The following is a 14,349-nucleotide window of genomic DNA, read 5'->3' as shown; positions in this document are numbered from 1 at the left end:
GGCGGCATGAGGCTTCGAACCAGGGGCTTCGCAGCAAAGGCTTCCTTGGGGGCGATGGCCCCGCAGCTCGAACGAGGATCAGGCACGATGACGATCATCAACACCAACCTTGCCGCCATGAAGGCGCAGAACGGCAGCCGTGTTGCCCAGGCCGGGCTCGATACGGCGATGGAAAGGCTGTCCACGGGCCTTCGCATCAACAGCGCAAAGGATGATGCGGCCGGGCTCGCCATCTCGCAGCGGATGACGGCGGATGTGCGCGGCCTCGCCGTCGCGATCCGCAACGCCGGAGACGGGATTTCCCTGGCGCAGACGGCGGAAACCGCCATGGGCGAAGTCACGAACATGCTGCAACGCATGCGCGAACTTGCCGTTCAGGCTGCCAACGGCACCATCTCCACCGATGACCGCAAGGCGCTGCAGGCCGAAGTCACCCAGCTCGTCGGCGAAATCGACAATGTCGCCAGCCGCACCAGCTTCAACGGCATCAGCCTGCTGGATGGCTCTTCCAAGAATCTCGCTCTGCAAACCGGCTCCCGTGCGGGGCAGACGGTGTCGATGTCGATCGGGTCGACCCGCGCGGGCGATCTTGGAACCGGCAGTGTTCCGGGCCTTACGGCGACGGGTGCCTTCGAAACCTCCGCCGCCAACCTTGCTGCCAATCAGGCCCTGCAGGGCAATGATCTGCGCATCAACGGCGTCGTCATCGGCAGCTCCCGCGGGACGGATGATTCGCTGTCCAGCACCGCGAAAGAGGCGAGCGCGCTTGCCAAGGCCGCGGCGATCAACCGCGCGAGCGCGCAGACGGGCGTTCGTGCCGTCGTGGGCGCCACCACGATGACAGGCACCTCGATGACGGCCGCGGCGCTCACGGGCACCGTCACCATCAATGGCGTCACCACAGGTTCCATCACCACCACCACCAACGCGGCGGCGTCGCGCACGGCCGTGGTGGACGCCATCAACCTGATGACCGGGCAGACAGGCGTTCGCGCCATCGATACCGGAGACAATAATCTGGGTATCCGCCTGGAGGCCGCCGACGGCCGCAACATTGAAGTCTCCTTCGATACGCTCACGGCCGCCGCGACCGGCCTGAAGGCTGGCGTTCAATCGGGCACCTATTCGCTCGTGTCGGATCAGGGCGGTCCGATCGTGGTGGATTCCGTGGGCACCGGCCGCCTCTCCCGCTCTGGTCTTGCGGCAGGCAGCTACGAACGCGGCGTGTCCACGCTGGCCAGCGATGCCCGTGCCATCGCCAGTTCCGCGACCGGGGCGGACGTTCGCACGCTGAACACGGGCGATCTGGTGATCAACGGCGTCTCCATCCGCGCGTCGAAAGCGGGGGACGATACCTTCTCCGACACCACCGCCGGCTCCAGCAGCAAGGCGGCAAGCGCCATCGCGATTGCGGCGGCCATCAACGAAAGCACGGCGCAGACAGGCGTCAGCGCAAAGGCCGCCTCGCTCACGCTCAACGGCAGCACCACCACCGTGATCGGCGCGGATGCGACCGCCACGCTGGTGATCAATGGTGTGTCGATGGATATCGCCCTGTCCGCCAGCGATACGGCGCAGGAAACGCGGGAAAATGTCGCCACCATCATCAACAACAACAGCGGCGCAACCGGCGTCACGGCGGTGGACAACGGGCAGGGCGGTCTCAGCCTCACCGCGGCAGACGGCCGCAACGTCACCGTCTGGTTCGACAGCGACGAGGCGACCGCCGCCAACTTCGGTCTGGGCGGCGTCACCGTGGCGGGCACCGGCACCAGCTATACGGTGACGGGCGTGACAGACCCGACCGATGTATCGGCGGCCACGGTGAACACCGCCTATGCACAGGTGGTTCTGGAAAGCGCGTCGGCCATCGATCTCCGCGCGGGCAGCCAGGGCTTCGCCGCCGGCTCCAACTTCACGGCCCTCGGCTTTGAGGAGAACCGCTACGGCGCGGATCTGGGCGGGCTGAAGATCAAGGATGTGAACATTTCCACCCAGGAAGGCGCCACAGCGGCGCTCAGCTCCATCGATGAAGCGCTGAAGTCCATCTCCATCAACCGGGCGGAACTGGGCGCGGTGCAGAACCGCCTGGAAGCGACGATCAACAACCTCACCAGCACCAGCGCGAACACGGTCGCTTCCCGCTCCCGCATCCAGGATGCGGATTTCGCGGCCGAAACCACCTCGCTGGCGCGCGGCCAGATCCTCAGCCAGGCGGCGCAGGCGATGCTGGCGCAGGCCAATCAGTCAAAGCAGGGCGTGCTTCAGCTGCTGCGCTGATCCAGCAAACCGACACTCAGTCGGAAACTGAAGAGGCGGGGGGCAACCTCCGCCCCCTTTTTATGTCCGGGCCGCTGGCGCAGAAACGCCGCCGGGCCCCACGAATGTCCGGCTGTTCGATGCAATCATCGGCTCGCGCCTCTAAGGGTTCAAGCCCTCAGCATGTTCGCCGCCTGCGTGTAGTTGTACGCCTCGTAAAGCGTCCACAGACCGCCCGCGATGAACACCACGCCGATCAGGAAAACAAGCGTCATCACCCCAAGCGCGACGAGCGTTGCGCCCATCAGATAGCCGACCGTCGTCGGCATGCTGTAAACGGCAAGGGTCTTGTCGTTGCGCAGGGCCAGCGCCTTGAACACGCCGTTCTTCTCGCGTCCGGCCAGCGTCACCTCATCCCCGTCGCGGATATCCGGCACATCGGCCAGCTTGATTTGTGCGGAACGCTCGCCCACGCGGAAGGCGATGACCTGTCCGGTTTTCACGGATCCGCCATTGCGGCCCACCGTGCCCCGCGTTTCAGTCGAATGGCGAATGCCGCTCACGGCTCCGCTGAGTGTGGTCAGTCCCATATCATCCCCTTGATGCTTGAATTCCGGCTAGAGCTTCGGCGGTTGCGCCTTTGCATCCGCCTTGCGCTTGGCCTCGGCTTTCAGGCCATTCACCCACTGGCTGCTGCGGATTTCCGCCGACCAGACCGCCCCAAGGTCGATGAGGGAGGCTTTGGCTGCGCGCACTGGCCCGCTCCAGATGTCATAATTATAGGTCAACACCTGCCCGCAGGCGGCGGGATCGCCGGCCAGCGTCAGGCCAAGTGATTGATGCCGTCGTTCATTCAGGAACGTCGGGACAACCTGGTTGCGGGAAAGTTCGTGCCCGACATACGGGCGATTGCCCCGGCGGGTGAAGGCGCAGCGCGGTTTGCCCGCTTCTTCCCACACAAGCTGATGCGGCTCGGCAAAGGACGGCTGACCGTACTTGCCGACAAGGCTTGAGCGGAATTGCGGCTGCGTCGGCGGGTTCTGCGTATGCGCGAGAGTGGGGCGCTCAATGGCGATGACGCGCGGCTCTGATGGCGGCGTCGCGAAATAGACGATGAACAGTTCGAACCCCCCGCGCGCGGGCTGGACTTCCAGCCTGTCGAGGAATTCCGGCGTGGAGAGGTTCTCGGGCCTGCCGTCTCCGGCCGAGTAGTTGTAGCGCGAGGTCGCGCGGATTATCCGCATACTGGGGTCGAATGCCGTCAGAGCCGCGCGGGCTTCCGCTTCGGTCATGCCGATGCGCACCCCCGCAATGTCCATCCTGGCAGCAGGCGTCGCGGCGTTTTGCGCGAAAGCGGGCGTGAGCATGGCCAAAACAGCGCCGATGAGAGTGGAAAAAAACGCAGCCCTTCGCTGCATCGGGAACCTCCTTGTGGAATGAATGGAGACGGCGGCGTCAGCCCGTCACGTCGCTGATATCGTTGGCACGCCAGTCGGGCGGCATGGTCGATTGGGCGCAATAACGGGCGCTGCGCTCCCAGCCATGCTCGCTTTTGGCGGTGAAGGCCGTATCCCCCGTGAGCGTATAGATAGAGGTGCTGGTTTCCGGCGGGGCGCTGTCCTGCAAGTCGCCGCAGGCTTCCGTCACGCGGTAGGTGTTCGGCGCTGTCTGCTCGATTGTCCTGAACTCGCAGAAGTCCCGCGCGCCGCCGATACCCTCACGGCGCAGCAGCAACGTGGTGGCGTTGGAAGCCTGGCCGCACGGCGTGTCGCTGCTGACATAATAGCCGCGCTTGAGCGGCAAGGCCGCGATAGTCGTCCCTTGCGCCTTGGCCGAAACGGCGTCCGATCCGGCAGGCGCGGCCGTTTGGCTTGTGGTGACGCTGTCGGCTTCGGCAGCAGCAAGGCTCGCCATGCTGCCGGACTTCGCTTTTGCCGCCTCGTTCGTGGCGGCGCCATTCGCAACCGCCGGGCCTTTCTGGCCGCAGGCTGCCAATCCCGCCGCCAGGAACAGCGGCACGATGAGGAAGCGGCTTTTGCCCATGACACCTCCGCGTGTGAATATCCTTCCCGCTATGGCTAATGTGGCGCGCACATGTATTCGTCCCCTGAACAGGGGAGAAATCAGGCGCGGCAGGAGGTAGAGTCTCTTTCCAGCCATGCCGTTCACTTGGAGTTGTCGGCGCGGAGATAAGGTAAATCCGCGTTTTGAGATGCATGGAGGTCGTCACAAGGCCATGCCGTTGGAAGAGCTCTATGAATCGCCCCCTGTCTCGGGGTTGATCGCGCATCTTTACGATGCAGCCATGGACGATGTCTTATGGTCAGGCATAGCGACCCGCATCGCGGACGCGCTCGGTTCAACCAGCGCCGTTCTCAAACTTCACGGCGAGGGCGCGCGCGTGAACCTGCTGGAATGCACGGAAAATCTCATGGTGCCCCAGCATGAGCAGGCATGGGCCGATGACTGGCACCGCAGGGATCTATGGGTGGAACGCAGCGTTGCCTTCGGCATGTCGCGCATCATCACAGACGAGGATCTGGTGACGCGCGAAGAACAGGCGCGCAGCGGCTTTTATCAGGAATGGCTCCGGCATCTGGATATTCACCACATGCTGGGGGCGGTGTTTCCTGCAGCGGATGGCGCAATCGCTGTGCTCGGCATCCATCGCCCGCGCCAGGCCGGAACCTATGGCGCGCCAGAGCGACGGCAGGCGGCATTGATTCTGCCGCATTTGCAGCGGGCGTTGCGTCTCGGGCAGCGGTTTTCGGTACTCTCCCAAAGCCATGCCGCCACTCTGCAGGCGCTCGACAGGCTGGATACCGGCGTCCTGATGGTGGACGGCACTGGCCGCGTCATTCAGGCCAGCAGCATGGCCGAGCGCCTGTTGCGTGAAAACACGGAGCTGGCCGTTATCGGCGGGCGGCTGGCGCTGCGTCCGCCTGCGCTGCACGACAAGCTGTTGGCGCTGGTGCAAGGTGCGATTGAGACCGCGCGGGGCAGGATCGCCAAACCTGGCGCGGCGTTCACCATTCCGCGCCCGGATCGTATGCCGCTGGCCCTTGAGGTCGCCCCCCTGCGTCCGACGGTTTCAGCCCTTGGGGAGCAGCGGCCAGCCGTGCTGGTCTTCATCCGTGACCCCGAAGCGCCGATCGCCATGGCGCGGCTGCGTGAACTCTTTGGTTTGACCCGAACCGAAGGCGCGGTTGCCGCCGCACTCGGGCGGGGTGCCTCGCCGGAGGAGATCGCGGTCGCCATGGGTATCGGTCTTGCGACGGTGCGCAGCCATCTCAAGCGCATCCTCGCCAAGACAGGTACGCACCGGCAAGCGGAAGCGACGGCATTGCTGGCGCGTAGTAGCTCGGTCAGTTCCAGCCACTAGGGAAGCGCGCTTCATTTTCGAGCGTCAGCAACGGCTTGCTGACGGCTTCTGCCACGCAGAGGGGCGTGTGCGCGACAGACGCGCGGGCCGAAGCAGAAGAAGGGAGATTGCCGACGGGCCCTGATCCACACGAACTCTGCCGGAATTCCACCCTCCTGCGTGGAACATATCCAACAAATCCAACAGCTTCTATGCCTAAGTGATTGATTTGTAAGTGTAGGACAATGTTCCACGTGGAACAACCAATCTGGTATTTCGCCGCCTGATGGCGGAACAGTCTGCCGTTGCGCGCAGATCTGCGATCCACAACACCGCACAGCGCAGGGCCTTGAACGGCCCCGACGGTGGACGCGCACAAAAAAAGCCCCCGGGACGTCCTCCAACATCCCGGGGCCAGTGGGTCGCTTGAACGTCCTACCCGGAAATCAGTCTGTTTCCCATCCCCCAAGAAGGTTACGCACCTTCGCCAGCGCCGCCTTCTTGATCTGGCAGATCCGCGCCGCGCCCACGCCAAGAACCTGTCCGATCTCCTCCAGGTTCAGTTCCTCCACGAAATACAGCTGCAGCACCTGCGCCTCCCGTTCGGGCAGGTCACGAATGGCGGAAACGACAGCCTCGTGCAGGCGGCGGGATTGCAGATGCTCGAGTGCGTCCGGTTCCTCGCTGGCGAACCAGATGCTGTGATCGGAATAGACTTCATCCATGGATTCATGGCGGGCGGCTTGTGTGATCGCGCGCAGTTCCTGCAAGGCAGGAAGATCCAGCCCCATGTCCGCCGCCAGTTCCGCCTCCGTCGGCGCCCGGCCCAGCTGTCCTTCCAGCCGGGCCTGCGCCGCCCCCAGTTCGCGCCGCTTGCGAAGGGCCGATCGGCACAGCGTAGCCTGCTTGCGCAGCAGATCGATCATCGCCCCGCGCACCCGCACGCTGGCATAGGTGGTGAAGGCCGCCTGTCCCCGATCCTCGAACGTACGGGCGGCCTCGATCAGGGCCACCATGCCCGTCTGCACCAGTTCCTCGATATCCAGGGCAGAGGAAACGCGGGCATGGGTGTGCCAGGCGATCTTGCGTACCAGCCCCATGTTCAATCGCACCAGCCGGTCGGGATCCGGGCGGGCGGCCGCCCCGGGCGAATATAGGCCGAGCATTGCGGCTCCGCGGGCATCCATCAGGCGGGCTCCATCGGGCTGGGGGTTCCTTCGGCCGGCGCGGCATCGGCGCCGACAATCGCGATCACTTCGATCGCGCGCTGGTCCTGCAATTCCGGGAAGCCCAGAACGGGCAGGGTCAGATGCGGGCGCAGCAGTCGCCACAGCGCCCGGCGCGGGCCGGGTTGAGTGACCAGCACGACAGGCGCGCCAGCCGCAATCCGGGGCCTCGCCGCTTCCAGCACGGAATCGACAAGGCGGGCGCCAAGACCGGGTTCAAAGGGAAACTCGCTGTGGGGCGCAGCCCGCTGGGCGGCAACAAGCAGCGATTCCAGATCCGGCGCCAGCGCGATCACCTGCAGCGAGGCGCCCGGCGCGGCAAGGCCGGAAAGCACAAGGCCGCCGATCCGTCCGCGCACCGCCTCGGTCAGAAGGGCCGCGTCCTGGATGGCGCCTGCATGCTGCGAAAGCGCGGCCGCAATCCGGGGAAAGCCCCGCAGAGACACGCCTTCTTCCAGCAGCATCTGCGCCACCCGGGTGGTCAGGGCCAGCGGCACGGTGCGCGGCGCAAGGCTGGCGGCCATCTGGGGCTGGCGGGTTGCAAGCGCATCTAGAAGGCCCTGCATGTCATCCTGACCGAACAGGATATGCGCCTGCTCCTTCAGCAGCTTGTAGATATGTGTTCCGATAACGGTCGCGCAGTCGACCACGGTATAGCCCGCATCCAGCGCCTCACCCTCCCGCGCGGGATCGATCCAGCGCGCGGTCATGCCGAAGGCCGGATCCCGCACTTGCCGCCCCGGGATTTCCGTCACGACGCTGTCGGCTTCCAGCGCCAGCAGGTCAGCCGGCCAGGCCTCGCCTTCGCCCGCCGGTTCTTCCGCCACGCTGATGCGGTAGGCTTGCGGGGCAAGCCCCAGATTGTCGCGGACACGCGCCATCGGAAGCACGAAGCCAAGTTCCTGCGAAAGCTGGCGCCGGATGCCGGTGATCCGTGTCATCAGCGGGCCATCCGCATCCACAAGCGGGATCAGGCCGTAGCCGATCTCGATCAGGATGGGGGCGTTGTCCGTCACTTCGGCCCAGTCGAGCTGGGGCGATGCCCCGGCCGGGGCGGGATCGGGCGCGGCAGCCTGGATCGCAGCGGGACGAAGTCGCCAGGCGATGCCGCCGGCAATGGCCGCCGCAGGCGCAAGCAGCAGCGCCGGAAGTCCGGGGATCAGCGCCATTGCCCCAAGAACGCCGGCCGTCGGCCACCAGGCCCCGGGGGAGGCCACCTGGCGGGCAAGCTGGCTGGACAGGCCGTGATCGTCTGCGCTGCGGGTCACCAGGATTGCCGCGCCGATGGACAGCAGAAGCGCCGGAACCTGCGCCACCAGGGCATCGCCGATGGACAGGATGATGTAGCTGTCCGCGGCTTCCGACAGCGACAGGTCGTGGCTGAACATGCCGATCGCAAGACCGCCGAAGATGTTCACCAGCAGGATCAGGATGCCGGCGACCGCATCGCCCTTCACGAATTTCGAGGCGCCATCCATCGATCCGTAGAAATCCGCTTCGGCCGCCACCTCACCCCGTCGCGCCCGCGCCTGTTCCGGTGTCAGCATTCCCGCGCCCAGATCGGCGTCGATCGCCATCTGCTTGCCGGGCAGCGCATCCAGCGTGAAGCGCGCGGAAACCTCTGATACGCGGCCGGCGCCTTTCGCGATGACGGACAGGTTCACGATCATCAGGATGATGAACACCATCATCCCCACCACGAAATTGCCGCCGATCAGCGTATGGCCGAAGGCTTCGATCACCTGGCCCGCAGCGGCAGGCCCTTCATGCCCATGCACCAGCACCACCCGGGTGGAGGCGACATTCAGCGCCAGACGAAACAATGTCGCGACCAGCAGCAGGGTGGGGAAGGTGGAGAAGTCCAGAGGCCGCTTCGCTTCCAGAACCAGCATCAGCATCAGCAGGGACAGAAGGATGTTGCCGATGAAGAAGAGGTCCAGCAGCAGGGCCGGGATCGGAACAACCATCAGCATCACGATCGCCAGCATGGCGACCGGCAGCAGGATACGACCGGCGAAGCCTGAAAGACCGGAACGGCCGGCGATGCCCGTCAGCCGGGAAAAGGCAAGGCCGGGAACCCAGGCCGCCACGCGCTAGGCCCCCATGTCCGCCAGCAGGAGATAGGCGAGCCGCGCCATCTGAACGGCGCCTCTGGCCTGCCCGGCTGCGCCGTCTCCGGAGAGTCCGCCTGCCACCTCTACGGGCCCGGTGCCGGTGCCGGATGGCTGCGTGGCAGGGCCGGATGGCCGGATGGCGGTGACTTGGTATCCGGCAGGCGATTCGGCGGATTCCATGCGACCGGCAAGAAGCTGGTGAACCTCTGACAGGGATCGGGGCTGCCCTGCGTCGAAGAAGATTGCCCGGTTTGCCCTTGCGGCTGCGGGCAGCAGCGTGGCGGCAGCCTGATCCGGCGCCGCCTGCAGGGCCTGAAGGAAGCGGACCGCCCCGCCAGGCCCAAGGAAATGCGCCAGATACAGATCCGTCGGCCCCGCTTCACGACCCAGGCGCGATTCCAGCAGCCGGGCATTGTCCGCCATATGTTCGGCCGCCATCAGGCTGGCGGCTGCGGGATCATTGCGCAATGCCAGCGCCTCCGCGCGGGAGGCGGGTGCCAGACCGTGGCGGGCGCCATGACGCGCAAGCATGTTCAGCCAGCTGCTGTCGATGAACTGGAACAGACCCGTGGCGGAGGATGTGCGCGCCTTTGCCGCGGGATTGAAGCCGGATTCGAGGCGGGCAGTCTTGTAGAGCGCGGTGAAATCCACCCCTGTCCGACTAGCGGCGGCCGCCAGCGCCGGCAGCACGGCACGGGCAGCCCCGGAAACCGGGCCAGACGACAGGTCTGCTAGCGCGCGGACAGACATGCTTGCCCCTTAGCAAGCAAACATCGACCTCAGGGCAGAGTTGCCGCCAAAGCGGATATATCTGAAGCGGGCAGGGCGGTGCCGTGAAAAGCCGGCTGAGGGGCTTGACGCCGCAACGGGGACGTCCGACTTAACCTGCCATGGACCGCGACCAGTTCCTGATGGACCCCACCGCCGCGCTTCGCGCGAACCTCATCCCCGGCCAGAGCTCGCAGGGCGGGCATTTCGGGGGCGTTTCCCCGCAGGCCGGCCTTGTCCCCATCGTGATCGAGCAATCGAGCCGCGGGGAACGCAGCTTCGACATCTTCTCGCGCCTGCTGCGCGAGCGGATCGTTTTCGTGAACGGGCCGATCGAGGACAATATGGCGTCCCTGATCGTGGCCCAGCTTCTCTTTCTTGAGGCGGAAAACCCCAAGAAAGACATCTTCATGTACATCAATTCACCGGGCGGCGTGATCACCAGCGGCATGGCGATCTACGATACCATGCAGTATATCCGGCCGAAGGTTGGAACTGTCTGCATCGGGCAGGCTGCTTCGATGGGCTCGTTCCTGCTGGCAGCAGGGGAGCCCGGCATGCGCGTCAGCCTGGCGAACGCCCGCATCATGGTGCACCAGCCTTCGGGCGGTGCGCAGGGCCAGGCGACCGACATCGAGATCCAGGCCCGCGAGATCATCCGCATCCGCGCGCACATGAACAGCCTCTATGCGAAATTCACCGGCAAGCCGCTGGAGGAAATCGAGAATGCGATGGAGCGCGACAAGTTCATGTCGGCCGAGGAGGCCAAGGCCTTCGGGCTGGTGGACGAAGTGATGGAAAAGCGCCCGACGCCGGCTGAAGGCGAACTGAAGGCGGCCTGATCCGTGCCGCCCGCCGTGCTGAGGATCGAGACCGAGGTGCAGGGCGACCTCGCGCAGGCATGCCTGACGACCGCTTTCGCCTCCGATCCCTTCACGCGGTGGGTATTCGCTGATCCTGCCCAGTATCTGGCGCTTTTCGGCTTTGCGCTGAGGCACATGGGTGGTCTTGGCGGAGCTGATGGTGCTGGCTTTGTGGCGGCAGGCGGCAAGGGCGCTGCGCTCTGGCTGAAACCCGGAACCGGGCCGGACATGGATGCGCTCGGCGCGGCGCTGGCGGACCTTGCCATGCCGGAGGATGCGCCCGAGGTGTTCGGCCAGATGGCGATGCATCACCCGGAGGTTCCGCACTGGTATCTGCCGTTCGTGGGTGTCGATCCGGCCGCGCAGGGGCAGGGTGTGGGATCGGCCCTGCTGGCGGCTTCGCTGGCGATGGTCGATGCCGAAGGGATGCCGGCCTATCTGGAAAGCACCAATCCGCGCAATGTGCCGCTGTATGAACGGTTCGGCTTTCGCGTGACGGCGGAGATTCAGGCGGGCGCAAGCCCGCCGATGCATGCGATGTGGCGACCGGCCCGGTAAATCCGTGCCTTGCCAGACCATTGGCAGACCGATGGCGTGCCCCATACCACTTTCGCGATCGCCGACCGTTGCAGATTGGCGGCTTTCGCACTTGCGGGAGAGGGAATCTGCGCTAACTTAAGCGAATGCCCATGTCCTTTCGTCGTGCGGCTGAAAGAGAGATTATGACCAAGGTATCCAACGGCGACGGGAAGAACATCCTCTACTGCTCCTTCTGCGGAAAGAGTCAGCACGAGGTGAAGAAGCTGATTGCCGGGCCGACCGTCTTCATCTGCGACGAGTGTGTCGAGCTGTGCAACGACATCATCCGCGAGGAAACGAAGAACGCGCTGGTGAAAACGCGTGACGGCGTGCCCACCCCGCGCGAGATCATGAAGGTTCTGGACGATTATGTGATCGGCCAGAGCTACGCCAAGCGGGTTCTCTCTGTCGCGGTTCACAATCACTACAAGCGCCTGGCCCATGGTGGGAAGGGCGCAGAGGTTGAACTGGCGAAGTCCAACATCCTGCTGGTCGGCCCCACGGGCTGCGGCAAGACGCTGCTGGCGCAGACGCTTGCACGCATTCTGGATGTGCCCTTCACAATGGCCGATGCCACCACGCTGACCGAAGCCGGCTATGTGGGCGAGGATGTGGAGAACATCATCCTGAAGCTGCTGCAGGCGAGCGACTACAATGTCGAGCGCGCCCAGCGCGGGATCGTCTATATCGATGAGATCGACAAGATTTCCCGCAAGGCCGACAACCCCTCCATCACCCGCGACGTGAGCGGAGAGGGTGTGCAGCAGGCGCTGCTGAAGATCATGGAGGGCACCACCGCCAGCGTGCCGCCTCAGGGTGGGCGCAAGCATCCGCAGCAGGAATTCCTGCAGGTGGACACCACCAACATCCTGTTCATCTGCGGCGGCGCCTTTGCCGGACTGGACAGGATCATCTCTGACAGATTGCAGGGCAAATCCATAGGCTTTGGCGCGCATGTTTCCGCACCGGATGAACGGCGTACGGGGGAAGTGCTGCGCCAGTGCGAGCCGGAGGATCTGCTGAAGTTCGGCCTGATCCCGGAGTTCGTCGGCCGTCTGCCCGTGATCGCGACGCTGGAGGATCTGGACGAACCGGCGCTGATCAAGATCCTGACGGAACCGAAGAACGCGCTGTCGAAGCAATATGCCCGCCTGTTCGAGATGGAGGGTGTGAAGCTGACCTTCACGGAGGATGCGCTTTCGGAAATCGCCAAACGGGCGATCGAGCGGCGCACTGGCGCACGGGGCCTGCGCTCCATTCTGGAGGGCATCCTGCTGGATACCATGTTCGAATTGCCCGGCATGGACACGGTGGAGGAAGTCTCCATCGATGGCGATGTCGTGAAGGGGCTGAAACCGCCTGTTCAGTTGCTGCGGGCGGACAAGGCCGCCTGACCGGCGGGCCGGTTCCGAAATCAGACTGCCGGAAGGCCCGTCACCCTGCGGCGACGGGCCTTTCTCCTGCCGGTTCCGGCCGGGTCGGCGGCGTGGCGGGTGCAAGCGGTTCGATGCGGACGCTGCGCGCCGCGGCAAGGCCCTGCTCGCGTTCGAGCAGGGTATCGGCCGCAGCGAGCGGTGCGGTCTCGACCAGGATGCCGCGCGACCGGAGCGCTTCCGCCACGGCCTGACCACGCGCGATCGTGCGGGGCAGTGGTTCGCGCTGCAGGCGCCTTGGCGTGAGGCGGGCGCTGTTCGTGCCGCGTCGGGTGAGTGCCCAGGCAATGGCATCCAGGGCCGGGCCATCCGCTTCGGTCAGACCTTCGGCATCGACCGGAAGATCCGGCAGCGGGCCGGCGGGCGGCAGGATGCGCACGATCCAGCCGGGCGAATCCTCTTGCAGCCGGAATTCCGACTGCATCAGATCTGTCAGCGAGCGGCCCGGTTCCACCTGGGCGGTTGCGACGCGGGAGACAGGATCGACCGTTACAGCTTCGACCGGTACATTGGCCACAAGCGCGAGGCGTGCGGCCATGTCCGCACGGATGAGCCGATCATCCTGTGCCGTTGTCGCCGCTGTCGCCTGCGCCCGTTCCAGGGCGGCGCGCTGGCCGTTGCCCTGATTCACGAGAATCTGGCTGAGTTGCAGGCTGACCGGCACGCCCAGTGCGGCGGACAGGCGCCGTTCGAGATCGGGATCGGCCTTGTCGTGCAGCCGATCCGTGAAGACGGTTGCCCGGAATGCCACCTTGTCGCCGCTGAATGTGGGGTCAAGGCTGGCGATTCGGCTTGCATCGCCGAATTCCGCCTGCACGGCCCGCCGTGCGGCCCGGGTGGCCCAGGCCTCCCACGCGATCTGCTTCAGCGACAGCCCCAGCGGCACGGCCAGCGCCGCCAGCACCACCAGCAAGGCCAGCGCCTGCGCCCGCGTCTGGCGAGGGGACAGGCCGGATCCGAAGCCGTAGAAACGGGCGGTCAGCGTGGCCGACAGGGAAATGGCGATGAAGTTCGTAAGGAACAGTGTGAAGGCCCCGCTGAAGATCAGCATGTTGCCTGTCGCGAGGCCGAAGCCGACGACCGCCAGCGGCGGCATCAGCGCAGTGGCGATGGCGACGCCGACGATCGTTTCGCCCCGCCCGCGGACGGTGGCATAGCCGCCCGCGAGGGCCGAAAAGACAGCCACGAGAAGATCGAACAGATTGGGGCGGGTTCGGGCGAGGATTTCCGGCGTGATGTCCTGCAGGGGCGACAGCAGGACGATCCCGGCCGTGAAGGCGACCGCCAGCAGCGTGCCCGCAAACAGGGCGAGCAGGCTGGCGCGAACCTCTTCCCAATCGAAGGTGGCCAGCGCGAAGCCGAGCCCGATGATCGGCGCCATAAGCGGCGAAATCAGCATCGCCCCGATGATGACGGCCGGGGACGACAGCAGCAGGCCAAGAATGGCGATCCCGGCCGACATCGCGATCATGAACGCATAACGGCCCGACCAGTGCGATTCGCCATGCACCCGAGCCAGAACCGTGGGGTGATCCACGCCGCGCACGATGGCGCGGCGATGCCACACCTTCAGCTTTCGCAACAGGCGGGCTTGTCGAGGCGGCACCTGACCGGATGGAACATCTGCAGCATTATCAGCCATGCCTTTGTGCTAGCACAGGAAAGGTTGAACCGGAATGCGCCCGTCAGGGCCCGCGATCCTGCTCTGTGGACATCTTCTCTTACCGCCTATCCTGCCTCGGGATC

The 14,349-nt window shown here is 65.3% G+C and carries 12 protein-coding genes; 5 read left to right on the top strand and 7 right to left on the bottom strand.

The genetic code is table 11. The annotated features are described in order from the left end of the window. Positions 1 to 87 precede the first annotated feature (87 nt). Positions 88 to 2,280 carry a flagellin N-terminal helical domain-containing protein gene (locus tag ACW9TV_RS10160; protein ID WP_494303363.1) on the top strand — a complete coding sequence of 731 codons (2,193 nt, stop codon included), beginning with the start codon at positions 88 to 90 and terminating at the stop codon, positions 2,278 to 2,280. A gap of 149 nt (positions 2,281 to 2,429) precedes the next feature. Here the strand turns inward: ACW9TV_RS10160 and ACW9TV_RS10155 are convergent, their stop codons facing one another. The 3 genes from ACW9TV_RS10155 to ACW9TV_RS10145 are packed head-to-tail and all read right to left on the bottom strand — an operon-like array spanning position 2,430 to position 4,302. Then, positions 2,430 to 2,849 (bottom strand): hypothetical protein, encoded by a 420-nt coding sequence (locus ACW9TV_RS10155; protein ID WP_494303362.1) that lies wholly within the window; start codon positions 2,847 to 2,849, stop codon positions 2,430 to 2,432. Between the two features lie 27 nt (positions 2,850 to 2,876). Beyond that, complete coding sequence (locus tag ACW9TV_RS10150; RefSeq protein WP_494303361.1) at positions 2,877 to 3,677, bottom strand: hypothetical protein; 801 nt, start codon at positions 3,675 to 3,677, stop codon at positions 2,877 to 2,879. A 37-nt stretch (positions 3,678 to 3,714) separates the two neighbouring features. Then, positions 3,715 to 4,302 carry a lipoprotein gene (locus ACW9TV_RS10145; RefSeq protein ID WP_494303360.1) on the bottom strand — a complete coding sequence of 196 codons (588 nt, stop codon included), beginning with the start codon at positions 4,300 to 4,302 and terminating at the stop codon, positions 3,715 to 3,717. 193 nt (positions 4,303 to 4,495) lie between these two features. Between ACW9TV_RS10145 and ACW9TV_RS10140 the strand changes: the two genes are divergently transcribed. Further along, positions 4,496 to 5,641 (top strand): helix-turn-helix transcriptional regulator, encoded by a 1,146-nt coding sequence (locus ACW9TV_RS10140; RefSeq protein ID WP_494303359.1) that lies wholly within the window; start codon positions 4,496 to 4,498, stop codon positions 5,639 to 5,641. Positions 5,642 to 6,066: 425 nt separating this feature from the next. On the opposite strand, the gene ACW9TV_RS10135 is transcribed toward ACW9TV_RS10140, so the two are convergent. The 3 genes from ACW9TV_RS10135 to ACW9TV_RS10125 all read right to left on the bottom strand — a co-directional run bounded on the left by ACW9TV_RS10135 (position 6,067) and on the right by ACW9TV_RS10125 (position 9,710). Continuing rightward, on the bottom strand, positions 6,067 to 6,807 hold the full coding sequence (locus ACW9TV_RS10135) for a sigma-70 family RNA polymerase sigma factor (RefSeq protein ID WP_494303358.1): 741 nt from the start codon (positions 6,805 to 6,807) through the stop codon (positions 6,067 to 6,069). Then, positions 6,807 to 8,834 carry a flagellar biosynthesis protein FlhA gene (locus ACW9TV_RS10130; RefSeq protein WP_494305079.1) on the bottom strand — a complete coding sequence of 676 codons (2,028 nt, stop codon included), beginning with the start codon at positions 8,832 to 8,834 and terminating at the stop codon, positions 6,807 to 6,809. Before ACW9TV_RS10130 ends, ACW9TV_RS10135 begins: the two co-directional genes overlap by 1 nt. Before the next feature lie 105 nt (positions 8,835 to 8,939). Continuing rightward, the gene (locus ACW9TV_RS10125; protein ID WP_494303357.1) at positions 8,940 to 9,710 is read right to left on the bottom strand and encodes a transglycosylase SLT domain-containing protein; all 771 of its coding nucleotides are present in this window, start codon (positions 9,708 to 9,710) and stop codon (positions 8,940 to 8,942) included. Positions 9,711 to 9,850: 140 nt separating this feature from the next. Here ACW9TV_RS10125 and clpP point away from each other — a divergent pair, with 140 nt between their 5' ends. From clpP to clpX, 3 genes are all read left to right on the top strand, one after another. Beyond that, complete coding sequence (gene clpP / locus ACW9TV_RS10120) at positions 9,851 to 10,570, top strand: ATP-dependent Clp endopeptidase proteolytic subunit ClpP (protein WP_494303356.1); 720 nt, start codon at positions 9,851 to 9,853, stop codon at positions 10,568 to 10,570. Between the two features lie 3 nt (positions 10,571 to 10,573). Beyond that, entirely contained in the window at positions 10,574 to 11,149 is a 576-nt protein-coding gene (locus ACW9TV_RS10115) for a GNAT family N-acetyltransferase (RefSeq protein ID WP_494303355.1), read from the top strand. Between the two features lie 164 nt (positions 11,150 to 11,313). Further along, complete coding sequence (gene clpX / locus ACW9TV_RS10110) at positions 11,314 to 12,564, top strand: ATP-dependent Clp protease ATP-binding subunit ClpX (RefSeq protein WP_494303354.1); 1,251 nt, start codon at positions 11,314 to 11,316, stop codon at positions 12,562 to 12,564. A 40-nt stretch (positions 12,565 to 12,604) separates the two neighbouring features. On the opposite strand, the gene ACW9TV_RS10105 is transcribed toward clpX, so the two are convergent. Next, a complete protein-coding gene (locus tag ACW9TV_RS10105) occupies positions 12,605 to 14,185 on the bottom strand; it encodes a DUF389 domain-containing protein (RefSeq protein WP_494303353.1) in 1,581 nt (526 codons plus the stop codon). Positions 14,186 to 14,349 lie beyond the last annotated feature (164 nt).

The organism is Sandaracinobacter sp. T42, from assembly GCF_059115405.1.
The sequence above is the reverse complement of the archived record's forward strand: the minus strand, read 5'-3'. Positions and strand labels throughout refer to the sequence as shown.

Bases quoted from the DNA above. Each gene is read 5' to 3' on its own strand.
- ACW9TV_RS10130 (WP_494305079.1), bottom strand. From the start codon at position 8,834: ATGCTGGCGATCGTGATGCTGATGGTTGTTCCGATCCCGGCCCTGCTG.
- ACW9TV_RS10145 (WP_494303360.1), bottom strand. From the start codon at position 4,302: ATGGGCAAAAGCCGCTTCCTCATCGTGCCGCTGTTCCTGGCGGCGGGA.
- ACW9TV_RS10135 (WP_494303358.1), bottom strand. From the start codon at position 6,807: ATGGATGCCCGCGGAGCCGCAATGCTCGGCCTATATTCGCCCGGGGCG.
- ACW9TV_RS10155 (WP_494303362.1), bottom strand. From the start codon at position 2,849: ATGGGACTGACCACACTCAGCGGAGCCGTGAGCGGCATTCGCCATTCG.
- ACW9TV_RS10140 (WP_494303359.1), top strand. From the start codon at position 4,496: ATGCCGTTGGAAGAGCTCTATGAATCGCCCCCTGTCTCGGGGTTGATC.
- ACW9TV_RS10150 (WP_494303361.1), bottom strand. From the start codon at position 3,677: ATGCAGCGAAGGGCTGCGTTTTTTTCCACTCTCATCGGCGCTGTTTTG.
- ACW9TV_RS10160 (WP_494303363.1), top strand. From the start codon at position 88: ATGACGATCATCAACACCAACCTTGCCGCCATGAAGGCGCAGAACGGC.
- clpX (WP_494303354.1), top strand. From the start codon at position 11,314: ATGACCAAGGTATCCAACGGCGACGGGAAGAACATCCTCTACTGCTCC.
- ACW9TV_RS10125 (WP_494303357.1), bottom strand. From the start codon at position 9,710: ATGTCTGTCCGCGCGCTAGCAGACCTGTCGTCTGGCCCGGTTTCCGGG.
- clpP (WP_494303356.1), top strand. From the start codon at position 9,851: ATGGACCGCGACCAGTTCCTGATGGACCCCACCGCCGCGCTTCGCGCG.